The organism is Noviherbaspirillum sp. Root189, assembly GCF_001428545.1.
GTDB lineage: Bacteria > Pseudomonadota > Gammaproteobacteria > Burkholderiales > Burkholderiaceae_D > Noviherbaspirillum.
The window spans coordinates 60,745-83,955 of the sequence record NZ_LMHZ01000067.1 but is presented as its reverse complement, the minus strand read 5'-3'; the positions used below and the strand labels follow the sequence as shown (position 1 = coordinate 83,955).

20 protein-coding genes are annotated in these 23,211 nt (G+C 54.9%); 12 read left to right on the top strand and 8 right to left on the bottom strand.

Features of this window, described 5'->3' with window-relative positions; all coding sequences use genetic code 11:
- Nucleotides 1-253 precede the first annotated feature (253 nt).
- Nucleotides 254-844, top strand: coding sequence for an SRPBCC family protein (locus ASE07_RS25235; protein ID WP_057293575.1), 591 nt, complete (start codon nt 254-256; stop codon nt 842-844).
- An 83-nt stretch (nt 845-927) separates the two neighbouring features.
- Here the strand turns inward: ASE07_RS25235 and ASE07_RS25230 are convergent, their stop codons facing one another.
- A complete protein-coding gene (locus ASE07_RS25230) occupies nt 928-2,211 on the bottom strand; it encodes a phospholipase D-like domain-containing protein (RefSeq protein ID WP_057293574.1) in 1,284 nt (427 codons plus the stop codon).
- Nucleotides 2,212-2,670: 459 nt separating this feature from the next.
- On the opposite strand from ASE07_RS25230, the gene ASE07_RS25225 reads away from it, so the two are divergent.
- The 6 genes from ASE07_RS25225 to ASE07_RS25200 all read left to right on the top strand — a co-directional run bounded on the left by ASE07_RS25225 (nt 2,671) and on the right by ASE07_RS25200 (nt 9,203).
- Nucleotides 2,671-3,087 carry a type IV pilin protein gene (locus ASE07_RS25225; RefSeq protein ID WP_235548620.1) on the top strand — a complete coding sequence of 139 codons (417 nt, stop codon included), beginning with the start codon at nt 2,671-2,673 and terminating at the stop codon, nt 3,085-3,087.
- 2 nt (nt 3,088-3,089) lie between these two features.
- Nucleotides 3,090-3,581, top strand: coding sequence for a GspH/FimT family pseudopilin (locus tag ASE07_RS25220; RefSeq protein WP_057293572.1), 492 nt, complete (start codon nt 3,090-3,092; stop codon nt 3,579-3,581).
- Nucleotides 3,578-4,177: a type IV pilus modification protein PilV gene (pilV, locus tag ASE07_RS25215; RefSeq protein WP_057293571.1), complete on the top strand. Its 600-nt coding sequence runs from the start codon at nt 3,578-3,580 to the stop codon at nt 4,175-4,177. The genes ASE07_RS25220 and pilV overlap by 4 nt, the downstream gene beginning before the upstream one ends.
- Before the next feature lie 8 nt (nt 4,178-4,185).
- A complete protein-coding gene (locus ASE07_RS25210; protein WP_082584504.1) occupies nt 4,186-5,316 on the top strand; it encodes a PilW family protein in 1,131 nt (376 codons plus the stop codon).
- The gene (locus tag ASE07_RS25205; RefSeq protein WP_057293570.1) at nt 5,313-5,834 is read left to right on the top strand and encodes a PilX N-terminal domain-containing pilus assembly protein; all 522 of its coding nucleotides are present in this window, start codon (nt 5,313-5,315) and stop codon (nt 5,832-5,834) included. The genes ASE07_RS25210 and ASE07_RS25205 overlap by 4 nt, the downstream gene beginning before the upstream one ends.
- A 75-nt stretch (nt 5,835-5,909) precedes the next feature.
- Nucleotides 5,910-9,203 (top strand): pilus assembly protein, encoded by a 3,294-nt coding sequence (locus tag ASE07_RS25200; protein ID WP_057293569.1) that lies wholly within the window; start codon nt 5,910-5,912, stop codon nt 9,201-9,203.
- Nucleotides 9,204-9,548: 345 nt separating this feature from the next.
- Here the strand turns inward: ASE07_RS25200 and ASE07_RS25195 are convergent, their stop codons facing one another.
- Together ASE07_RS25195 and ASE07_RS25190 are read right to left on the bottom strand one after the other, a co-directional pair.
- Nucleotides 9,549-11,966: a penicillin-binding protein 1A gene (locus ASE07_RS25195; RefSeq protein ID WP_442946132.1), complete on the bottom strand. Its 2,418-nt coding sequence runs from the start codon at nt 11,964-11,966 to the stop codon at nt 9,549-9,551.
- A gap of 277 nt (nt 11,967-12,243) precedes the next feature.
- The gene (locus ASE07_RS25190; protein ID WP_057293567.1) at nt 12,244-12,612 is read right to left on the bottom strand and encodes a hypothetical protein; all 369 of its coding nucleotides are present in this window, start codon (nt 12,610-12,612) and stop codon (nt 12,244-12,246) included.
- A gap of 303 nt (nt 12,613-12,915) precedes the next feature.
- Here ASE07_RS25190 and ASE07_RS25185 point away from each other — a divergent pair, with 303 nt between their 5' ends.
- Together ASE07_RS25185 and ASE07_RS25180 are read left to right on the top strand one after the other, a co-directional pair.
- The gene (locus ASE07_RS25185) at nt 12,916-13,212 is read left to right on the top strand and encodes a hypothetical protein (RefSeq protein WP_057293566.1); all 297 of its coding nucleotides are present in this window, start codon (nt 12,916-12,918) and stop codon (nt 13,210-13,212) included.
- Between the two features lie 341 nt (nt 13,213-13,553).
- Nucleotides 13,554-13,937 (top strand): response regulator, encoded by a 384-nt coding sequence (locus ASE07_RS25180; protein WP_057293565.1) that lies wholly within the window; start codon nt 13,554-13,556, stop codon nt 13,935-13,937.
- Nucleotides 13,938-14,076: 139 nt separating this feature from the next.
- On the opposite strand, the gene ASE07_RS25175 is transcribed toward ASE07_RS25180, so the two are convergent.
- Both ASE07_RS25175 and ASE07_RS25170 read right to left on the bottom strand, forming a co-directional pair.
- Nucleotides 14,077-16,602: a mechanosensitive ion channel domain-containing protein gene (locus ASE07_RS25175; protein WP_156397014.1), complete on the bottom strand. Its 2,526-nt coding sequence runs from the start codon at nt 16,600-16,602 to the stop codon at nt 14,077-14,079.
- Nucleotides 16,603-16,851: 249 nt separating this feature from the next.
- A complete protein-coding gene (locus ASE07_RS25170; protein ID WP_082584478.1) occupies nt 16,852-18,639 on the bottom strand; it encodes a carboxylesterase/lipase family protein in 1,788 nt (595 codons plus the stop codon).
- Nucleotides 18,640-19,053: 414 nt separating this feature from the next.
- Between ASE07_RS25170 and ASE07_RS25165 the strand changes: the two genes are divergently transcribed.
- A complete protein-coding gene (locus ASE07_RS25165) occupies nt 19,054-19,560 on the top strand; it encodes a hypothetical protein (protein ID WP_057293562.1) in 507 nt (168 codons plus the stop codon).
- 12 nt (nt 19,561-19,572) lie between these two features.
- Here ASE07_RS25165 and ASE07_RS30545 read toward each other — a convergent pair whose 3' ends face one another.
- Nucleotides 19,573-19,836, bottom strand: a complete 264-nt coding sequence (locus tag ASE07_RS30545) for an FUSC family protein (protein ID WP_327196074.1) — start codon at nt 19,834-19,836, stop codon at nt 19,573-19,575.
- Between the two features lie 13 nt (nt 19,837-19,849).
- The gene (locus ASE07_RS25155) at nt 19,850-20,059 is read right to left on the bottom strand and encodes a dodecin (RefSeq protein ID WP_057293560.1); all 210 of its coding nucleotides are present in this window, start codon (nt 20,057-20,059) and stop codon (nt 19,850-19,852) included.
- A gap of 397 nt (nt 20,060-20,456) precedes the next feature.
- On the opposite strand from ASE07_RS25155, the gene ASE07_RS25150 reads away from it, so the two are divergent.
- Nucleotides 20,457-21,617, top strand: a complete 1,161-nt coding sequence (locus ASE07_RS25150; protein ID WP_162256954.1) for a diguanylate cyclase domain-containing protein — start codon at nt 20,457-20,459, stop codon at nt 21,615-21,617.
- A gap of 142 nt (nt 21,618-21,759) precedes the next feature.
- The gene (locus ASE07_RS25145) at nt 21,760-22,101 is read left to right on the top strand and encodes a zinc ribbon domain-containing protein YjdM (protein ID WP_057293558.1); all 342 of its coding nucleotides are present in this window, start codon (nt 21,760-21,762) and stop codon (nt 22,099-22,101) included.
- Nucleotides 22,102-22,156: 55 nt separating this feature from the next.
- Here the strand turns inward: ASE07_RS25145 and ASE07_RS25140 are convergent, their stop codons facing one another.
- Nucleotides 22,157-23,119 carry an alpha/beta fold hydrolase gene (locus ASE07_RS25140; protein ID WP_235548619.1) on the bottom strand — a complete coding sequence of 321 codons (963 nt, stop codon included), beginning with the start codon at nt 23,117-23,119 and terminating at the stop codon, nt 22,157-22,159.
- Between the last annotated feature and the right edge of the window lie 92 nt (nt 23,120-23,211).

Genomic DNA, 23,211 nt, shown 5'->3' with positions numbered 1-23,211 from the left:
AATATCTCCTGTTAAAGGACGGACAAATAAGGAAGCGAAAACCGCCGAGCTGCACCGGTACATACTGTCCGGATGGTCAAACGGATTCAGATGGCCGCATGCGCTTGAGATAGATCAAGGGGGTGTCGATTTTGCACCTTGATGGCCTGACCGGGTACATTGGCCGACCCGCAAGATTTTTCCTGCGCAGCGCTCGGGCAACTCTGCGACATGCGGATGGTCAAAACCTCATGCTGTACACCAGGCCATCATCATGAATGTCCCGATACGGTTCAGCCGTTTCATATTCGTCGCAGCCATCTGTCATGCGGCCTACGCGCAAGACGTTCCAGCTGCTGTGCAAAGCGACGTGCACGTCGACGTTCGCCATGAAGGCAACGCGGTGTTGATCGACGTAAGCATGCCCGTGAATGCCAGTCCCAGACAAGTCTGGCAAGTACTCACCGACTATAACCATATGGCGTCGTTCTTCCCCGGAATCAATTCGAGCAGGGCGATTCAACAGTCACCAGACCGAATCCGTGTTGAACAGACCGGGGTCGTCAACTTTGGGCTACTGCGTTTTCCATTTGAGTCGGTTCGCGATGTCACACTGCAACCGTACCAGGAGATTCGCTCAGAAGCAGTGGGAGGAACAATTACCAGCGGATTTGCGCACACACGACTTATCGAACGTGGTAACGCAACCATCATCGAATACCGAAGCGAGTCTGTTCCGAACATACAGCTGCCATTTGGATTGGGAATGAACACCGTTGCGGCTCGCACACGGGAACAGTTTGCACAGCTTCGCCAGGAAATCTACCGTCGAATGGAAACAGCTGCGCACACGTCCGGCAAATAGACGCCAACGCACCGGGCTGGCGCACCGGGCTGGCGCACCGGGCTGGCGCACCGGGCTGGAATTCGCACGTGGATTCGACCGGGTCAAAGAACTTCATTAAGCAGATAGACCGCATTGTCTTTCAATTTATGCCAGGTCCCGCGCTTACTCCATCTCTCCAGTTCAATCTCTTTCGACAGAGGGACATATTTTTCAAAGACGGCATCGAGCCTGCTCGCAGTAGCCGCGTCCAGGATCCCCAAGGTAATTTCATCATTGGTATCGAAAGACCGGTCATCGAAGTTGCTTGATCCGACCGCGGACCAGACGCCATCGATCGTCATGATTTTCTGATGCAGCAAGGTATTGGGATACTCAAACAAGCGCACTCCACATTTCAGCAACTTTTCAAAATTACGGTGACCGGCGTGCTGAACCATGGGGTTGTCGGAGGCATGCGCGGACGGCATCAATACGCGAACATCGACCCCGCGTGCCACAGCGTCTCCAAACGCGTCGATCGCCTCAGGTTCGGGAATGAAATACGGGTTCTGGATCCATATGCGTTTTCGGGCAAGGCAGATTGCTGTGTGATGAAGAATCTTGACGGCCGGCGCAGAACACTCTGGTTTTACAAACGCCGCATGGATCAATACATCGCCAGCAGGCTCCAGGTGCGGGAACACTTCGTCGCCAACGAATAGCTCCCCCGTCTGGCCGACCCAGTTCTCGCTAAACACGGCCTGGATGCTGTTGACGATGGGTCCCCGCAACCGGACACTGATATCTCCAAAATGCGCGTTGTCTTGCGCATCGCCCAACCAGCTATCTACGATGCAGTGCCCGCCGACAAAGGCTTCACGACCATCAATGACGACGAGCTTGCGATGATCACGGTCGTTGAGCAATCCGATGTTACGCAGCCTTTTGTCGTGAAAGAAAATCAGCTTGCATCCAGCCTCTTCCATTTGGCGACGAGCCCCCTTTCCCAGCTTTTTACATCCGGTCGCGTCGAGCAGCACGCGCACATGCTTACCGGCGCGTGCCCGCTCCGAAAGCGCATCAGCCACGCGCTGTCCAAGTACGCCCTCCTTCCAAAGGAAGGTTTCAAAATGCACGCCATGCCGTGCCGATTGAATTCTCTGTAGCAGAACTTCAAAGAAGGCGCCGTTTTCGAAAACTTCGACAGAATTACCGGCTACCGCCGTGCCAAGCGTCAGTCCGGCAAGCGACGGGACTAGCTGGTCGATTGCCAGGTCAGAGCTGACATGTAATGTGGGAGAGCGATGGCGACGGACCGACCAGATCACGACAAGTAAAAGCAACGCAATCGCGAAGAAGGCCGCGGCCGCATAGAAGAAACTGTCATGCCAAAACGAAGGATTCATTATTTTCCTGCGTAACTGCAAGTAAAGATTCTGTCTTCAGACAAGCGGTGCTGCTTTAAGCGAACGCCCACATCAAGGCACGTGCGGCCTTTGTTTTGGGCCATGTTCATTGCCGAAATTGACCCGCGATCATGCCCCTGCTCTGCCCCGCATCGATCTTAACGAGTGTTGAAGATTTGCAAACCTACATTAAGGGTATTCCCTTGGCGACCTGTTATGTTTTCGCAATAAATTTCTTTATGCGTACGTAATGTGCTTGCCTGCCATGCATATATCCAGATCCACACCGAAGGCCGCCTTCAAGGTCGCCGGCTTGACACCATAGACAACCGCACTGCCACAGCCCGCCACAGTTTTTACCGCTGACTCACCAAAAAATGCCGCTTATCGGAATAAATTCCCTTGCGACAACAATAAAGGTATATTTATTGCACCAAGGAAACTTCCAGGCACAGCAAAGTGAACACTAAAAGTCACCCCGGCAGTAATGGTTTCTCACTTATCGAACTGATGGTCACCGTGGCCATTGTCGGCATCCTTTCGGCAATCGCTTACCCGTCATACCGGGACCACGTCGTAAAAACCAACAGGACTTCGGCGGAGAATGTCATGCTGCAACTCGCAAATAAGCAGGAGCAGTACCGTCTCGACAAACGGGAGTACTCAAGCGTTGTCGATGATGTGGTCGCGGTGCCAGGCGATGTCTCGCGCAACTACACGATTACACTTGGGAATGTAACTGCTACCACCTTTACAATCACTGCCACTGCCACCGGTGCCCAGGCAAGCAGTGATACCAAGTGCGCGAACCTGACGCTTACGCAGGACGGCACAAAAGGTATTACCGGGACAGGCACTGTTGCCGGCTGCTGGTAATCATGATGAATGCGCGAACTTTTTCCCGGCATTCACCCAAGGCACAAACCCAATCGGGGTTTACCCTTCCCGAATTGCTGGTGACCGTCGCCATTACCGGCGTTTTGCTGGGCATTGCCGTTCCCTCGTTTTCCGAATTCATCAAGGGCATGGCAGTCCGCAGCGCCTCTTTTGACCTCTATTCCGCGTTGACGCTTGCGCGCAGCGAAGCGATCAAACGGAATCGTGAAGTGGTGCTGACTCCCGCGACGGACGGCTGGAAAAATGGATGGACGGTCACTGTCACGGTCAGCGGGACCACTACGGTCCTGAGCAAGCAAGCTGCCCTTTCCGGACTGACGGTCGCCGGGCCAAGCGCGGAATTTACGTATCGTTCCGATGGACGCGTTGATGGCAGCACACCGCAATTCGAAATCACAGGGAGTAACGCAATACGTTGCGTCACAGTGGACCTCAGTGGCCTGCCCTCAACACGTACCGGGACGTGCTCATGAAGCCCCACCAAACTCGAATAGCCAACATAGCCAAACAACGTGGCGTCAGCATGATTGAAGTGCTGGTTGCACTGGTTATCCTGCTGCTTGGCCTGCTTGGCCTGGCAGGCACAATGATTCAAAGCCAACGCTCCGAACTCGAATCGTATCAACGTGCGCAAGCCTTGGTCCTGTTGCAGGACATGGCGTCCAGAATCAACGCCAATCGCAAGGTGGCGTCATGCTACGTATTCACCGACAGTACATCCGGCACACCGGCGGTCGGGGGCGGAGGGACGTTGACCGAGCCTACCTGTACAACGGGAACCGCCGACCAGAATGCACGCGCCATTCAAGACTTGAAGGAGTGGCATAGCCTGCTGAACGGCGAATCGGAAAAGAATGCAGACAATAACGATGTGGGCGCGATGATCGGTGCGCGCGGCTGCATCAGTTTTGATTCGACGACAAGTATCTATCTTGTGACCGTCGCCTGGCAGGGGTTATCCAAGACCGCGGCACCGCCGGACGGATGGACCTGCGGCAAAGATCTGTATGGCGATGAGAAGCAACGTCGTGTCGTTGGCATCACATTGAAAATTGGTGAGCTCGGATGACATCCATCATGAAAACAAGCGCGCGGTATCGGATGAAGCCAAGGTCGACACGCCCATTCCCCCCGTTCAAACGTGAACGCGGCTTGTCGCTGGTCGAACTGATGATTGCGATTACCCTGGGCCTGGTTCTGGTCGCCGGCGTCACGACGCTCATCAGCCAGCAAAGCAGCACCAGTCGCGAACTCAATAACACCAGCCGCCAGATTGAAAACGGCCGCTATGCAATTCAGGTTTTGCGGGATGACATTGAACTGGCGGGCTACTACGGCGCGTACTTCAACATAGCGCTCGATTTTCCTGTTGCGGGCGCTTCCGCGACACTTCCGGATCCCTGCGCGGCATCGGTCGCAGAGCTTGATGCGGCATTGCCGGTTGCCATCCAGGGATACGATTCGCCGACCACCGTTCCCACTGCGCTGGCCGCCTGCCTGGCGGATGCGAACCATCTGTCCGGCACCGATATTCTCGTGATACGGCGAGCAGACACCAACGTCACTACGCTCGATCCTTCCGGAGCTGGCGCCGAGGCGGGGCAGGCTTACATCCAGGCCGGACTCGATACATCAAAAGTCTTTAAACGGCAGGTGGGAATCGGACCAGATACATCAGAACCACGCGTGTTCACCCTCAAAAAAATGGATGGGGCCGTTGCCGATTTGCACAGATTCTTCGTCCATATCTACTATGTCAGCCCGTGCAACAAGCCGGCGACCGGAACCACCTGTTCCGGCGCGAGCGATGACAACGGCAACCCGATCCCAACGCTCAAGCGGCTTGCGCTAGGCGTCAGCGCAGGCAGTACGGCGTTTATCAACACGCCCCTGGTTGAAGGCATACAGAACGTGCAGTTCGACTACGGCATCGACAAAGACAACGACGGCGCACCGGACTACTACACGACCGGGACTTATGCCCAGGATGGCAGCACCGAGCTGGTCGCAACGGACTGGTGGAACGTCATGACCGTACGTGCGCATATCCTGTCCCGCAATCCCGACGCGAGCGGAGGATATACGGACGACAAGACCTACAGCCTTGGACTGGAAGGAAACGTTGGCCCCTTTGACGATCGCTATAAACGCCATGTTTTCAGCGAAACAATCCGCGCAGTGAACCCCAGCGGAAGGAGAGCGCAATGAGGATGCGTAAACAAGAAGGCGTCACGCTGATTGTCAGCCTCGTGATGCTGGTGGTCCTGACACTGCTGGTCGTGTCATCGATCCGCACCGGGACGTCCAATACCCGCATTGCAGGGAACATGCAAGTCAAGACCGAGGCGACAGCTGCCGCGCAGCAGGCGATCGAAGAAGTAGTCAGCGGCGATTTTGCAAACGTCACCGAGCAACAGACTGTTCCGGTAACGATGGGCGCGGTGACCTACCCTGTGGTTGTCGAGTCCCCGGTCTGCGACAACACGACGCCTATCCGTAACGATGATCCTTCCCTGAACACGAGCAACGAGGATGACCGCATCTGCTTCAACGATGATCCCGGTCAGCCGATCTTTGACAAGGATGGAAAACCCATTCCGCCACCGTCGAAGTGCAATCAGCAGCTATGGAGCATCAAGGCCAACATCGATGATGCGGACACAGGGGTGCGTGTCACGCAGGGACAAGGTTTGAGCCAGCGGTTCTATAAACCTACGTCCTGCTAATTCACCATCTTAGTCCTGGCAATGCCATATCCCCTCATGTCGAAACAATCGCACCGCCCGTCTGGAGGCACCACCATGAAATCAGCAAAAATTCTGGTTCATTATTTGCTTGTCGCCGCAATGGCGGCACCCGCCTTGCTCTACGCGGAAGACATTGACATCTATGACAAGATTTCCGACAGCGGCGACCGGCCAAATGTCTTGCTGGTGCTTGATAATGCGGCGAACTTTTCCGCGTCGGCCGGAAATTGCACCTATGACGATGACGGCACTGCGCCCTCGTTGAATGGCACCGCGGGCGGCATTGAGCAATGCGCCTTTTACAATGTCATCAAGGGTCTTGATGTTGCCTCAGATGGTGAAGCAAAAATCAACTTGGGGATGATGTTCTATAACGCAAACGGCCTGACAGGATACGGATGCGCCAGCGGGGGAAATGGTGGCTGTTTGGTCAGGCCAATCGTGCCGATGACCGCTGCGAACAAGCTGGCGCTCCTTACCTGGATACGTTCCTGGGAGACCTCAGGTAATGGCATCAACAATATCAAGGCGAGCAGTGAACAAACCGGTGCCACCATGCAGGAAGCGTGGGCCTATTTCGCTGGAAGAACCGGCCTTTCCGGACGCAACTATGCTGGTATCCAACCGACAAATAGCGGTTGCCAGAATAACTTCGTCATCTTTGTAGGCAATGCATTCACCAACTCGGGCACGCCCGGCGAGGGCGGCAATGCGAGCCCGAGTTCAGCACTGAATACCGCGCCCGGCGTCACTGTGGCACAAAAGCTTGCGATCACGATTCCATCCGGTTGCTACGGCACGTTCGGTCGCTTGCCTTTCAAGACAGGAACAAGCACTTGTACACTACCGACGCCTTCGGCTGATGTCTTCAGCTGCGGCAGTTACACAATGGGAAACCATACCGATTCTTCCGGCTTGTATGCCGATGAATGGGCGCGTTATATGGCGCAGACCGATACCAGCGGTGTGAATGGCGGCAAAACCAATATCACAACCTACACCGTTGGCTTGATCGGCAACAGCTGCAAACCGGATTATCCGGCGCTGATGAAGAGCATGGCCGACTTCGGCGGCGGCAAATATTTTCCGACCTCGAATTATTCGCAAATCAAGGATGCGCTGCTAAAGATTTTTAATGAAGTGCAGGCGGTCAACAGCGTGTTTTCTTCTTCCAGCTTGCCGGTGAGCGTGAATACGCAAGGCAGCTATCTGAATCAGATCTATATGGGGATGTTCCGCCCGGATGCCACCGGCTCTCCGCGTTGGATGGGTAACCTGAAGCAGTACAAGTTCAAGTTCAATACCAACCTGAACATGGTTCAGCTTGCCGATAGCACCGGCGCTGATGCAATCAGCTCTGGCAGTACCGGCTTCCTGTCGCCAAATGCGATCAGTTTCTGGACGACCAAGAACATCGCGACCGCACCGGATAGCATCGGCGGCTTCTGGAAAAACAATCCGCAGGGTGTGGGTCTGGCCTACGACTCACCAGATGGCGAAGTGGTTGAAAAAGGTGGCGCTGCGCAGCAGTTGCGCCTGGCCAACCTGACAAGCAACTTTAGTGCGACGGCACAATCCAGTGATAATCCGCGAAAGCTGTACACCTATTGCCCAAGCGGTTCCGGTTGCTCAAATGAGCTGACAAACAGTGCAAACATCTTTGCCAAGTCCAACTCTGCCATTACGACGGCTGCGCTGGGTGTTTCAAGTTCTACCGAGCGCGACACCCTGATCAATTGGGTACGTGGGGAAGACAATACCGGCGCCGAGAAAGGACCTGGCGATACCGTCACCGTCCGTCCCTCGATTCACGGCGATGCACTCCACTCTCGTCCGGTCGTACTGAGTTACGGCGGCAGTCCGGAATCCATTGTGGTTTTTTATGGGACAAACGACGGCGTATTTCGTGCAGTGAATGGCAACCAGACAACTTCGATTGGTTCCGTACCGCCGGGTGGCGAATTGTGGGGGCTGGTGCTGCCGGAGTTCTATCCAAAACTGAAGCGTCAACGTGAAAATACGCCGCTGGTGAAATTCCCTAAGACCAGTTCCAGCTTGAACCCGCAACCAAAAGACTATTTCGTCGACGGCTCGCCTGGGGTGTATCAGAAGCTGAAGGCAGACGGCACCATCGACAAGTCATATATTTACCTGACCATGCGCCGCGGCGGACGTTTCATGTATGCGCTGGACGTAACCACGCCGACAGCGCCTAGAGTGATGTGGAAAAAATCATTCACCGACACCGACATGGCGGAACTTGGACAAACCTGGGCCCGTCCGCGTCTGGCCGTTGTCAAAGGCTGGTCCAACCCGGTGCTGATCATTGGCGCCGGCTATAGCACGACACAGGACAGTGAACCGCCACTCGCGGACACTATGGGACGCGGTATCTTTATCCTGGATGCGGTGACCGGCAATGTAATCTGGAAAGCAGGCCCATCCGCCGGATCGACTGCATGCAGCGGCACCAGCAGTTCGGCGTCATGCGCAGTCGCTGATATGAATTACAGTATCCCAGCCGACATTACGCCGCTGGATCGTGATTTCGATGGCTACGTAGAACGGCTGTACGCGGTCGATATGGGTGGCAACATCTGGCGCGTTGATCTTGAGCCAACCGCCGGCAGCACGCCGGATAAGTGGACGGTGAATAAACTGGCCGCACTTGGCTGCAGCACGGGCGCCTGCGCATCGGGAACCATACCGCGCAAATTCTTCTTCGGGCCAAGCGTCGTTCCGGTAGGTGTAAATGGTTCGACGACCGCCTATGACCTCGTGATGGTTGGCTCGGGCGACCGTGAGCATCCTACGTACAATACCAGTGCCGGCTCGGCCTACTCGGTGACCAATCGCTTGTATGCCATCAAGGATCTCAAGACAGGCAAAGATGCAACGGGTATGACAACCGCCACCGAGTCGTCGTTGCGTAATGTAACCAGCACCGATTACGACGGCACAGGCAGCGGTTATTTCATCACCTTGAATACCGGGGAAAAAGCGGTCAATGCACCGGTGACGGTGGGCGGTACCGCTTACTTTGGTACCAATCAGCCGACAGCGCCAAGTGCCAATTCCTGTACATCCGACTTGGGTACCGCACGCAGCTATAGTGTGGATCTGTTCACCGGAAAATACCGTTCGACAGAATTGAACGGCGGTGGTTTGCCTCCGTCCCCGGTCAGCGGAATTGTGGTTGTCGATGGGGCCAAAGTTGGTTTTTGTATCGGTTGCGTCAATCCGGAATCACCGAAGAAGTCCCCGCTGGACAACGGTACGTCAGACAAGGAAGGCAAGAAAAAGGTCAGCCGGTGTAACGTGACAAATGAGATCGATGGATTTTTTTGACTGGCAAGGCGCAGGAGGAGTCAATAGCGGGCTATTGACGACGAGTGCAACGCAGGCAGACGAAAAAAGACGCGATCTCATGGTGCGTTATGGGTTGGGATTGGTATAAGGCAAGTAAAAGAAACTGCGGGTGGCAAATATTAAGGGGCGTGGACACACGCCCCTTTTTCTCGTCATTCATTTATCCTTTTGCTGTTCCGGCAGTTGTGATTTTGCTGGCCGGGTAGCCCTGCAGTCATTTTCAGGGTCAATCGTGATGTCCGAAACACGACTTCACGCACTTCGCGCGACCAGAGCTAAATGCATCGCGTATGGCAAGTATCCACAAAGGCCGTGGAGAAGGTATTAGTTTGCCGCAGCGCCCTCTTTTGGGTCGCCGAACATCAAAACCGTTCCACGGTTGCCGTCGTCAATAATCTGCTCCTGCTCTTGCAGCACACCTTCTTGCGTGTCTGGCGCTGCGCCAAACGCCGACCCGGCCTCACGTGCCTGATTTGCGATCCGCTCCATTTCCACCGAACGAATATCGGGTACGACAGCTGGAGGTGGTGATGGTGAGGTATGCCGTACTTGAACGGGCAGCTTACGCGGCGGTGGAGCTACTGGCACCGCCTCCTTCATCCCGAAAAAGCCATACACTTTATCCAGCAGCGATGCGAAGAAGGAATCGGGCGGAGGCGCGAAACGTGCGTCGGTATCGATAAACCTTGCGTGCAATGTTCGCCGGTAAAATTCTCCAACCATTGGCAATGCAGTGCGCGCGCCTTGTCCCCATTGGCTATTGCCCATCGTTATGCGTGCATCATTAAAGCCGACCCATGCACCGGTTACCAGGCGCGGATGCATCAGGATAAACCAGCCGTCCGTATTATCCTGTGTGGTGCCTGTTTTTCCGGCGAGGTCTACACGCAGTCCAAAGCGGGTAGTGATAGGCCGCCCCGTTCCCTGCTTCACCACGCCACGCATCATGTCGATCAGATCGTATGCGGTTTTGCCCGAGATGGCACGTGTGCCGTCGCTAGTAAACGTTTCCAGTACCTTGCCGTTCCGGTCCGCAATACGACTCACCATTACAGGCTTGCGGAACTCGCCGCCACTGGCGATCGTGCTGTAAGCGGACACCATTTCCAGCAGCGTCACGGGACTCGTACCCAACGACAAGGCCGGGACCGGGTCGAGAATGCTTTGATTCACGCCCAGGCGTCGCGCAAAGTTTGCCACTTTTCCGGGCCCGACTTCCTGCATCACCTGAGCGGTAATCGTATTTTTAGAATAGGCCAGCGCGTCGCGTAGCGCCATCGGCTGGCCACTCGGTCCAGTTGCATCGGTGGGTCGCCATACACTGCCGTTGCCCAGCGGGACTTCGACGGCCATGTCGGTAAACCGTGTATCTGGTGACATTCCCTGTTCAAGCGCCGCGCCGTACACAAACGGTTTGAATGTCGAGCCGGGCTGGCGCCTGGCCTGTGCCACATGGTCGAACTGGTCGACTGCAAAGTCTCGGCTGCCAACCCATACCTTGACATGGCCATTGGTCGGGTCGATAGCAACAAAACCGCTTTCCAGCCGGGTCTTGTCTGCGCTCAGGCGCGCGATGAATTCCGGATTTTCCCTGATCTGTTTCATTGCGATTTCTGGCGGCGTTCCCGCATCGACCGCAGCACGATACGGACTCGATTCGCGCACGAATGCGTTGAGCAGATCGTCATGTGTGCGCCAGAAGCGGCTCGGCGGCGGCACCCGCCGCTGTGAATCATGGTGTGTATTGAAACCGTAGGCTACCCTGCGCATCGGGCTGACGCCCTTTTCGCCATCCGACACCGACTGCAATAGCTGAGTCTGTTGGGCTATCGCTTGTTCGGCGAATGCCTGCATACGCGAATCGATTGTCGAATACACCACGAGGCCGTCGGAATACAGGTTGTAATCATTGCGGTCCGCCCATTCGATCAGCCACTTACGGACATGCGCGGCGAAATGTGGCGTGCTACCAAAAGGCTCGGGTTGGCGTTCGAAATCGAGGCGGATCGGCCGACGTTTCAGGCGCTCGAATTCGGCACTGCTCAGCACACCGCGTTTGACCATCTGCGACATCACGACATTGCGTCGCTTTTGCGCACGCTCGCGGTTCAATACGGGGTTGTAGTAACTGGTTCCCTTCAACATGCCAACAAGGGTCGCGCTTTCGAGAACATCAAGCTTCCCCGCGGGTTTATCAAAGTAGGTGCGCGCGCCCATTTCAATACCGAATGCGTTGTACAAAAACGGCATTGTGTTCAGATAAGTCAGCAGGATTTCATCCTTGGAGTACGCATACTCGATCTTCAGCGCGGTGATCAATTCCTTCAGTTTGCGATTGATGGTCCGCTTGCGTCCTATTTCCTCCGGATACAGATTGCGCGCAAGTTGCTGTGTCAGCGTTGAGCCGCCTTCCGGGTCGCCTTGAATGGTGCGCAAGATTCCCGCAGCGGTTCGCTTCAGGTCGACGCCATGGTGTTCGTAGAAGCGGTGGTCTTCGGTGGCAATCAGCGCCTTGACGATATATGGCGAGATTTCGTCGAGTTTGACCCATTCACGATTCAGTCGTTTAAAGACAGCGAGTTCCTTGCCGTCGCTGGACATCAGGACACTCGGTGTTTCCGCCTTGGCCTTGCGCAGGTCGGCAATACTTGGCGTGAACGGAATCAGCACGATCGCATAGATAAAGAAAAGTGCGACGGCAATCGTTCCGCTGGCGAATGCTGCTTTCATCAAACACGTCAGCCTGACGGGCCAGGAGAGGCCTGGATCGATGACGGCTTTGAAATAGCCTGCAATCTGCTTCGCGGTCTTCTCTATCTGTTTGCGGGATTCGGTTGTTGGTTCCACAGTGATTTTTCTATGCTCCGTCCAATTCCAAGGTGCAATTATTTCATACTCAGTGCGACCTTAATGGATTGCCGACTTCCTGCGAGCGGACGGCCGGCGAAATGCGCCGGATCAGATGCACTGCCCCCACTGTCCCACTGTCCCACTGTCCTACTGTCCTACTGATCTGATCTCATCCAAAATACCAGGTGAGAGCACATGCGAGCGTCACCGTGACCGCACCCGCAATGCTGCCTGCCACTCGCCTCCTGCGTCTGCGTTCAGCCTCCTCCTCGCGTTGACGGGCCTCGGCAGCAGCCCGTCGAGTCTCAAGCTCGGCTTGCTTGCGCTCCCATAGCTTGCGCTTTTGTTCATCTGTGCCGCGCGGCTTGCGATGGCTTCCGGGACGCGGCGAGTCTGGATCATGCGGCTTGGCTTCATGGGACGTGGAGAGACGATCGAGGCCGTCGGGAAGAGTGTTGTTGTCAGTCTTGAGGCGTGCTTGCCCATTTCCCTTTTGACGGCGGTTTTTTCCCGCGCTGGACTTCCTGGTTTTTTTCATTGAGCCGTATTCCGGATGTGTTGTTTGACAAGGAGTGTCTAGGACCAGTGGCGACTTGAAACAGTTCCAGTTGGCAATGCGAACATTTTGCATTGCAATAAAGGCAAGTTTGCACTAGTTGCCTTTATGGATAACGAGAAATTGTTGTAAATAAATTATCTTCAGTAAGCACGGTGAGAATTTGTAAATTTTTATTCCAGCACCCGAGACATTGAAACGGCTTCTTACATTTTGCCTTTTTAGCAAGGAACATCTGCGCGATCTGGTCTTCCTACAACGAGCAAATGCATAGGAGAAGTCCCGATGAAAAAATCTTTATTTCTTGCTTTAACAATGACAGCTGCGGCAGCGATTGCCCAGAACACACCTGCCGATGTCAAGGCGCAAGGCAAGGTCGAGCAGGAATCGATCAAAGCGCATGAGCGCGTCAACAAAGCGATCACCAAGGAGGCGCAGGCCAATGTTGACGCTGATGCCAAGGCAGACAAGCAAAAATTGAAAGCCCATCAGAAGTCTCAGAAAGAAATCCATGATGCGGCTTCAGATGTTGCCAAAGCGCAGAACAAGGCTGACGTCAAAGCGGCGAAAGAAAGCCGTTAATTCTGGTTCCGGCTGAAACGGTGACCTGCTGGAGCAAAACCCTTCATCAGTCACCGTCTTTCTGCCGATTGGCTCCATCCCGCATCCCATCTTTACTACCGACATGAACTAGATAACCGAACCGCCTCAAGGCGCTTCATACCGATCCCAAGCTATAACGTGACAAATGAGATCGATGGTTTTTTTTGACCGGCAAGGCGCAGGAGGAGTCAATAGCGGGCTATTGACGACGAGTGCAACGCAGGCAGGCGGCTCGGCGCCCCCGGAAAAAGACACGATCTCATGGTGCGTTATGGGTTGGGATTGGTATCAGCCCCTTAAGGCCTCAGAAAGCGAGCTACATGCAAAATGAAAACAACAACATTCATGCATTAGTCGTCGAAGACAATCAAGACTTTGCACAACTTGTCTGCGACATTCTTCATATCCAGGGTTGCACTTCGCACGTGGCCTATAACGCCCGCGCAGGACTGGAGCTTGCCAAACGCATCCGCCCCGCTATTGTTTTTTGCGACGTGGGACTACCGGGCGTGATGAACGGCCTCGACTTTGCCAGGACCATGCGCGCTGACGAATCACTTCGCGCTATTCCGCTGGTGGCGATTACCGGCTACACCAGCGAACAGGACAAGACTATTGCGCTTGCCGCAGGCTTCAATATCGTTTTCCCTAAACCATTCAAATTTGCCGACTTGCTCAAGGCGCTGGACCAATTCGCGCGGTAAACCAGCGTGGCTGTGGCGATCCGCCCATCCAACTGGAGCAAACGCATCGCCGCTTTTATCCGGATGTGTTCGCATAAGGCATAAGACATAATGCACGAGGCACAAAGCAAGGAGAACAGACACTGCACTGGCAGGTATGTCAGCCAGGCGCAGTGTCATCAGGTGGTGTCGGCAAGGTTACCGGTGACGATGCCTGGGCCGGAAGTTCCTCGTTACTCAAGGCTTCGTTTATATCGGTGATCAGGTCGCTCCGGACCTTGAGCCAGGCATCCAGGTCATTGGTCCACACACGTAACTCGAACTCGAATGCATCGACACCACGCTTGATGAACAAGACTTCAGGCGCAGGTGTTTCAAGCACCTGCTTGTTCCATCGTGAGACATCCAGCAGCGTGGTCTTGAGTCTGGCCACGTTGATGTCGGGCTTGGTGAACACCGGTACCGCGAGCTGACGCAGCTGACTGGACAAAGTCCAGTTGGTCACCTTGTCCGAAATCAGTTTGCCGTTCGGTATGATGACACTGGCCCCGGTTGTGCTATGAACGATGGTGGCCCGGATGCCGATGTGCTGTACGCGACCGACCATGTCATCGATCTGTATCGTGTCGCCTACCTTGACCGGACGTTCGAACAGCACGATGAGGCCGGAGACGAAATTGTTCACGATGTTTTGCAAGCCAAAACCGATCCCGACTGTCAGCGCACCGGCGACAATCGTAAATTTGGTCATGTCGACGCCAATGGCGGTAAGCGCAACGACAAATCCCGTCAGCAAAATGATGTAATGCACTGTGGTGGATACCGCATAAGGCAGCCCGCGGTCCAGGCGTACCCTTGAAAATATTTCCTCTTCAAGGAAGAAGCGCGACAGCCGCGACAGAACATAGGTGGTCCACAGGATAAACAGAAAGATGGCGATGTCGTCGACCTTCGCATTAATATTGCCTATCTCCAGCGATGCTTTCCAGAGAGATTGAATCCAGTCCGTTACCAGCTGCAGTAAGCCGGTGCCCTGCAGCGTCAATATGGCCCAGAACAGAAATGCCAGCCATTGCATCCATTTGTTAACGCGCGCGGCGATCGTCGCTCTATGCCGCCGTACACCCGCAAGGAAGGAGAACGGCGGTATATACAGCAGGGCGTGCAGAAGCCCCTCGCCCGCACGAGCCATCACGTATAAGACCGCACCCGTATAGGCGCTCGCCAGCATCGTACGCATCACAAGATCCGCAAGCCGTGCATATCCGGCAAAATTGCAGAACAGGACAGTCGCGGACATGAACAACGCCAGGAATGTCGCGTAACCAATGACATGCGATGCAAGTCCTTTTCCTGGTGCTAACGTATCTGTTGCCGAAGCAATGTGCTGCCTTCGCCGATACGCGGACAGAAGAAAAATGAGAATGCCTAAGGTTTCAATCAGCAGCAGAACGCGGTGTATCCCGGGCAGTGGAGAGAACAGCGCGCGCAACCTGTCCACCAAATAAAAAACAACGACAGAGCAAAGCACTTCATAGATGCGCTTTTCCACCATTTTGCGGGCAAACAGCAGCAAGGGCACCGCTGCGACGACGCCGATCATCAACCATAACGAACGTGGAGCACGGGGGTAGAACCAGGTGCTGAACAGCATGGACAGCAAGGCGGCCGTCACAATCGGCATATCGAATAAGGTCCGATTTCTTTTCAGGCCTTCGTCGTGTTCGCAGAGGGAGTCGATCCTTTGACGCGACAACAGAAAGAGCATGATGAGACCCGCCAGGAACGCCGCATGAAAAATAAAATCTCGTGAATATGAACGGACATAATCGGTGAGCGCATAAGTCTGATGCACTATATTTTGCCGCGCCTCGGATGAAAAGCTCGATAGAGAATAGCCCCAGAATGAGGTGTCCCACAGCGGTGGACTATCCTGGTATAGCAGACGGGTGACAGCACGTTCGCTGGCGTCGGTCAGCAGGCGACGGACGTCGCCAAGCTGCGTCCCGACATCGGTCACTCTACCAAGTAAGGCGAGCAGACGTGCACGGTCGTCGAGCACATTTTTCTTCGTTCTTGCAATCGCACGGTTCAGGTCTCGAGCACGGTCCAGAATATCTGGCGGCGCAGCACCTTCAGTAGCTGCCGTCGCGGTGATACTCCATATGCCTTCCAGCTTTTCAAGCTCCTTCAGGTCGCGGTCAAGCTGGGTTGCGGAACGCGTAAGCTCCCTTCGTACCGGCACGGTGCGCAGCTCTACATCGCGTAACTCTTCTTCCAGGCTGCGGATACTTTCGAGAGAAAAGGCAGAGCGGTTAATGCGGCGTGCTTCCAGTAACCGATAGGCGATTTCGCGCTCCAAGGCAGGTAATCGATCCGTTGCCGTCTGGATTGCATCCTCGACCCTGCTTCTGTTTTCAAGCTGACGGACCGCGGCCAGCGCAGTTTCAGCCTGCGGCGCGATGTCGGAGATCGCAATGGGTTGTGGTGCCGGCGGCGCCTCTTCAGGTTTTGGCGCGGCAGACACCGGCGGCGGTGCCAGCGCCTTCGCCGGTGTCTGGGCGCTAAGCACTGCAGGCATGCCAGACAGCGTCAGCATGACGATAATACAGATAATGATTGTGCCGATTGACGGGCCCAGCCTGCCACTTTGGCGCATTCGGCGTAACAGTAAAATGATAATCACTCCTTTTCTTTGCACTACGTCGAGAAGCGATGACGTCGCTCTACCAAAGTGCAGATGTTAAAGTTTGTCATTGGAAAGGTAGATGCCTTTGAAGTTTCGTTTTTGTGAATATCATGAAAACAAAATGCCCCGGATGTTCGGGGCATTTTGCCTGAGAGAACAACCAGACCGACCATGGCCGAAGGGAGCATTGCAGCAATAACTTCCTTTGGCGACGGACGGTACGGCTTTATAAGTTACTTTGCAGGCTTAAGGCATCGCCGGTGGAATCTGTTGGACGCTGATCGCTTTATTCTCCTTGGTTGCATCAAAAATAAGACCGGCCGGCCATGTTGGCCAGTAGGCATCGAGCGCGTCATTATTCGGATCGCCCCGTTTGGCAAACGCACCGATGCTGCGCATCATCGCCTGCGAGAGTTCAATACGTCCGGGCTGGTTGGCGGTGGTGTTCATGATGTTGGCCACCAGGGATGGTCCGAAGTTACCGAACACGAATGGCAGGTCAAACAAGTGAGCCGCACCATAAATGTCGTTCCACGGTGCTGGCTGTTCATCCCAGTCGAAACGGTAATACCAGACTTCCGGCTGCTTTGCCTTCAACGCGTTGAGGATGTTATCGCGACTCGCCAGAAAGAAGATGCGATTGAACTGTTCGGCGCGGGCAGTAAACCCGGTCACCGGCGTATTGGCAGGCAGGTAGGCCGGTGCAATCCATTGCTCGATTGTCGTCTGCGCCGGCTCATTCGGACGATAGCTGAAGTGGTTGGCAAAAAGCTGCGCGTCGGTAACGATGCGTGCACTGCCGGGCACGCCGCTTACCAGTGGCAGGAAGGATGGAAACAGCTTGCCTTCGTCGCGCGTGTTCCCTGCCAGCACCGGAACTTTCACATACTGCTGGTTGTTGATCGCAGCGATCGGGTTTTGCGCGACCACGTTACCATCGGGAATGGGTCCGGAGCCCGACAGTCCCTGCAGTGCCAGCTTGGTGAGCAGAACCGTAAATAACTCCGATGGCTGTTTCGACCGCAGGTATTGTGCAATCTGTTCCTCCGTCTGGCTTGCGGCATAGGCTTCGGCGGACGCCGCATCGCTCGCCTTGCCGTCAGCGATCAGCAGATTGGCGACCAATGCCTTGCCTTGTGACTCGTACAGCGAAGCCGGCGACATGGTGGGAATGGTGCCCTGCGGCAGTGTGCTTGCCAGGGATAGGCCGCCACTGAGGGGAACGGCGCCATGGAACAGCTTGACAGGCGCACTGGCGAGCTTCGGCGACGTTAGCATGGCATACACGTTGATCGCACCGGCCGACTCTCCCATGATCGTCACGCTTGACGGGTCGCCACCGAAGTTTGCGATATTGCGCTGAATGAATTGTAGTGACTTGATGCTATCGAGGATGGCAAAGTTGCCAGATGCCGTGTCGGCGTCCGCGCCGCTCTTAAGCTGCGGCAGATTGATGAAACCCAGAATCCCCAGCCTGAAGTTGACAGTGACGACAATGGAATTGGTGGTCTTTGCGAGGTTTGCGCCGTTGTATAGCGGATCGGCGGTATAGCCCGAGACGTTACTTCCACCGTGGAAGAATACGATCACCGGCAGATCCTTCTTGCCGGTCGCCGGACGCCAGATATTCAGATACAAGCAGTCTTCGCTGCCTACGGCCTGGTTCAATGTTGTACCGATCGTTTGATCGTATTGGTTATTTGCGCCTGGTCCATAGATACGACCGTATTGCGCGCAGGCATTGCCATATTTGTTCGCCGCCCGCACACTGTTCCAGTTATCCGGATCCACCGGCGCACGCCAGCGCAATGCGCCCACTGGCGCTTTAGCATATGGCACGCCTTTCCATGCAAGTGTCTTGCTGTCTTTATCGGCAACGCCCTCGACCATCCCGTATTCTGTAGTGCGTAACGTCTTGTTCGATGACTCCTTGCCCTGGTCAGCGGTTGTCTGACCGGAGCCATTGTTGGCCTGCGCAGAGAGTAAAGGTAGAAAGAGCGTTGCTGCACAAACCCATCGCAATGAACCTGACATGTATGTCTCCTCGGTAATTGGTTTTTTGGCACTGGACGTACCGATACATATCATCACAAACCGTGAGGTGCAAAGTTGCATAACCACGTGAAAGCTTGTGAAGAATCAATCCGGCTTATCAGGATAGGTTCGGGATGAGTTTTCTTTAAACAGGAAAAATATTGCGCCTACTACAACTATCATAAAAAGTAACAATTTCGTCGGTAACGCCAACTCAGGCGGACTTACACTGTTATAAAGATCGTTACGTCGCTTTAAGATTTGGCGACTTTGTACCGTAAACAGGCAGGGATCGTCGCTGCAATTAAGTGGCACATAACCGGGCTTCCGCCGCACAATTGTTTAACTTACCTGTCTAACCCAGTAACTGAGAAGAACTGACCTCCGATGGAGATTCAGCACCAAGGAACTTGTATGAAACCCTATCTCGTTGCAGCAGCAACGGTGTGTACGCTGCTTACGGGCTGTATGACGGTCCCGTACGATGGACCGCAGGTACAGTCTGGCGGTATCTACGGCGACCCTTATCCAGCGGTCTATGGCTACGGCTATGATTACGCTTATCCGGTGTATCCGGCACCACGCGCTTATCCCTATTATTACGAACCGCAACGTGGTTATTCGCCCCGCGGGTATCCGCCGCACGACTACCAGCGACCTTACCCAGCCGATCGTCCGCATCCGCGCCGGGATGTGCAGCGCCCGCCGCCCGCAGCTTTACAAGGTCAGGGGAACGCCGAAGTCTACCAACGCAACCGTGACCGCAACAGCGATGGGGCGCCGACCTGGCGGGCTCCATCTGCCAGCAACCCTCCCGCTCGCCCTGCTCCTCCCCCCGGACCAGTACAGCCGGAGGTCTATCAGCGTAATCGCGACCGTGACAGCGACGGCAGTCCGACCTGGGGCCCCCCAGCCCGCTAAACCAGGCGCGCCTCATGTCATCAATCGCTGCGAAAGCAGTCGACGGAGTTTTCCGTCGACTGCCGCCCGAAAACGGGAATTGTGCAGGCACACGCCACCTGCAAGACCGATGAGGCATCCCAGTAAGGTATCGTAAAAACGCGCTTGAATCAGCATTGTGGGTGACCCATGGGTCAGCGAGGCTGCTTCGGCCAGCAGTATTGCCATCGGGGTGATGAAGATGCAGGAGCTGCGCCAGAGCCAATCGGGCCGGCCCGCGTAATCGGAAGAAGACAAAAGGCCGCGCCGGTTAGTCCTCAATGCGGAAGCCGACTTTCAATGTGACCTGGAAGTGCGCAACCTTGCCATCCACGATATGCCCGCGCGTTTCCGTGACTTCAAACCATTCGAGATGCTTGAGGGTCTGCGATGCCTTTGCAATCGCATTCTGTATTGCCTCGTCCGAGCTATTCGGTGACGAGCCGACCAGGTCGACCAGCTTATACGTGTGGGCTGACATAGGAATTCCTTCTCCAGTGAGACTGAACGGATTGACGCTGATTACGCTGTCTTGTTTTCCGGCGTCTACTGGCAATCATAGGGCAGCATTTGCAGGCCGGCACGAGGTGGATCAATGCGGTTCCATTCATATGATTACTGTGATGAAGACGCACTCTCTCCCTTAGATGCACCTGCTTTGGTCGACCAATACCTAATTGGTAACAAAATGTGTGAAAAGCGAAACTCTTTCCTCTTGACAATGTCTGTCCGGTAACACACCTGCATCACCGTGTCGTAGGTCTTGTAAAGATGGGAAAACGTCAACACCAAAGGAGAGTGAGAGGATGAATCTGGAACCTTGTCATGTAAATGCAGGTACTTCTTCGCAAAGTGCGCGTCGAACCAAGGCTGATGGAATGAACAAGCAGCATCAGATAGCACACAGGACGCTGATTTCCGGAATGCTTGCGGCGGGACTTCTCGCTGGTCTTATTGGCTGGTCCGTATTCGGCATTATTGCCGACTTCAAAAGCACCGCGATGCAAAAAGCCCGCAACCATGAAGTGATCTCGGCGCTAAACCGGCTGCAAATCAATCTGACCAATGCGGAGAAGAGTGAACGCGGTTATGTTGTCGGCAGCGAAGTTGCCGCAACGCCGTATGAGGAAGCTGTCAAGGAGGTACGCTGGACGACGGATTTGATCTACGCACTTGCGTCAAACGATCCATTGCAACGCAGTAAAGCTGGGCAACTCGAAAAGCTCATTGAAGCCAAGCTACAAACCCTCCAGTTCCTTGTCGATGTGCGTGAAGCCGGCAGTACGCAATCGGCACAGTTATTGATGTCGGTCGAGCAGGACAAACTGGAAACCGATCGCATCAAGGACGTGCTGAATGAAATGGAAGCCAGGGAGAATACCGTTCTGGATAAGGCGCTCTCGGCGCGTGACGGCGCGTACGGGAAATTCTGGGCACTTCTCGGCCTCGTCACAGTGTGTCTCTTTGCAGGCGCAATATGGCAATACTTCCGCATGCGAAAAATTGTTCAGTACGCGGCAAGCTCCGAAGCTGAAATCCGCCACCTGGCGAATCACGATGTATTGACGGGACTTCCCAACCGCAGGCTCTTGCAGGACAAGCTTGATACCCACATTGACGAGGCCAACAGAAAAAGGCAAGCCTTTGCCGTCATGTTCATGGACCTCGACGGGTTCAAGAAAGTCAACGACACCATCGGCCATGAAGCCGGGGATGATTTGCTCAGGAGTGTCGCACAACGACTCCGGGCGACAATTCGCACGAGTGATACGGTAGCCCGCATAGGCGGAGATGAATTCATTGTCGTCGTTCCGGAACTGAACGAAGTGAATACGGCAGCGCAAATTGCGACAACGCTTGTCGATGCCGTGTCCAAGCCTTACTTAATCAAGGACAAATCCGTCAACATATCGGCCAGTATCGGGATTAGCTTTTACCCGCGGAATGGAACATCTTCCAGCGAACTGCTTGACATCGCGGACCGGGCGTTGAACCAGGCGAAAGGTCGGGGGAAGAATCAGTACAGGTTCGCTTTTTAAGCATGGAACGCTCCTTACCGAACTGCCCTGCGATACCAGGAGATACCAGGACCGGCTTCTCGCCGCTTCAAATGGGCATGTCACTAACGGCGGAGTATACTTGCGACCTTTTACTGCGATTCCCACATAACAGGATTACACCATGAGCGCATTACCCGCCTGCCCGCAATGCCACTCTGAATTTACCTATGAAGATGGCAACCTTTATATTTGCCCTGAATGCGCCCATGAATGGTCAACGCAGGCGGTTGCAACAGCTGAAGAAGGCAGTAAGGTTTATCGTGATTCCGCCGGCAATGTATTAGCGGACGGCGATACCGTTACTGTCATCAAGGATTTGAAGCTGAAAGGCTCGGGCGGCGTGGTCAAGATGGGCACCAAGGTAAAAAACATCCGGCTGGTGGATAGTGATCACGATATCGATTGCAAGATCGACGGCTTCGGCGCGATGAGCCTGAAATCGGAATTCGTCAAAAAGGTATGACGGTCCAGAAAGATGCGGCCGGTGATATTCCCCGGCCGCTGCATTGAAATGCGAATCAGGTACCGCTAAGCTCGGCGGGACTCTGCGACGCCCACACCCTCTCCGCAACGTCCTGAATGAATCGTGCTGTCTGTGCAGCGTCCGTGACCGGCAGCATATGACCGCCGCTCACCAAGGTGAGCCGCGTGCCGGGGAGTTTGTCGACCATTGCCTGGCCATTGATTTTCCAGTCAAGGATACGATCTTCCCGCCCATACAGAATACCGACCGGTACGCGCAGTTCTGCGTATCTGGACATCAGGCTTGGCATGGCGGCTGGCAGCGCCTGCAGATCCGCCGACGCAGCCAGGAAGTGACTGGGCCGCAACCCCAGCAGACCGCCACCACGGGTGGCAAAATCATGCGGGACTGCATCGGGACCAAATACCTGCGCAAGAATCTGATCGCGACCGCGAATTGAAACCGGCAGGGCCAGCGTCCACGCAACGATTTTACGAAGCAGGGGCGACGCGATCGTCAAGCCTTTGAAAGCAGCCGGCACCTCTCCCCCTTCTGGCATGTGGGTAAGCGGCGCAATCAATGCAAGGCCGGCTACGTTTTTCGGATGCTCCAGCGCCAAGGTCAGGGCAAGCGCCCCGCCCAGAGAATGCCCTGCCACGACTGTTGGGCCCATCTGCATCTTGTCAATCAGGGCGGCGATCGCGCGAGCTTGCGTGGAAAGGTCGGCCCGCGTTGCGCTATCCCGCACCGAATAACCGGAACCTGGACGGTCCACGGTCACCACGCGATACTGCGCCGACAGGCGCTCGACAACCCCGTAGGTAAAATTTGCCATCTGTCCGCCCAGGCCATGGATCAGCAGCAGTGTCGGACCTTTTCCGTTACCTGTCTCGCTGACATGCAAACGTGCACCCGGAACATCTACAAAATGCCCTGCCGGCGGAAAGGCGGCTTCAATTTTTCGGGTTGTACTCACTGTGAAAATGGCCAGACCTGCCAGGACCATTACGATTAGCATCAGCAACACCAATACTGCCATCAAGAACCCTGTCATTGCCCTATCACTTTCTTCAGAAAACCCCTGTAACAATCGCAACCCGCCCTGCTAAC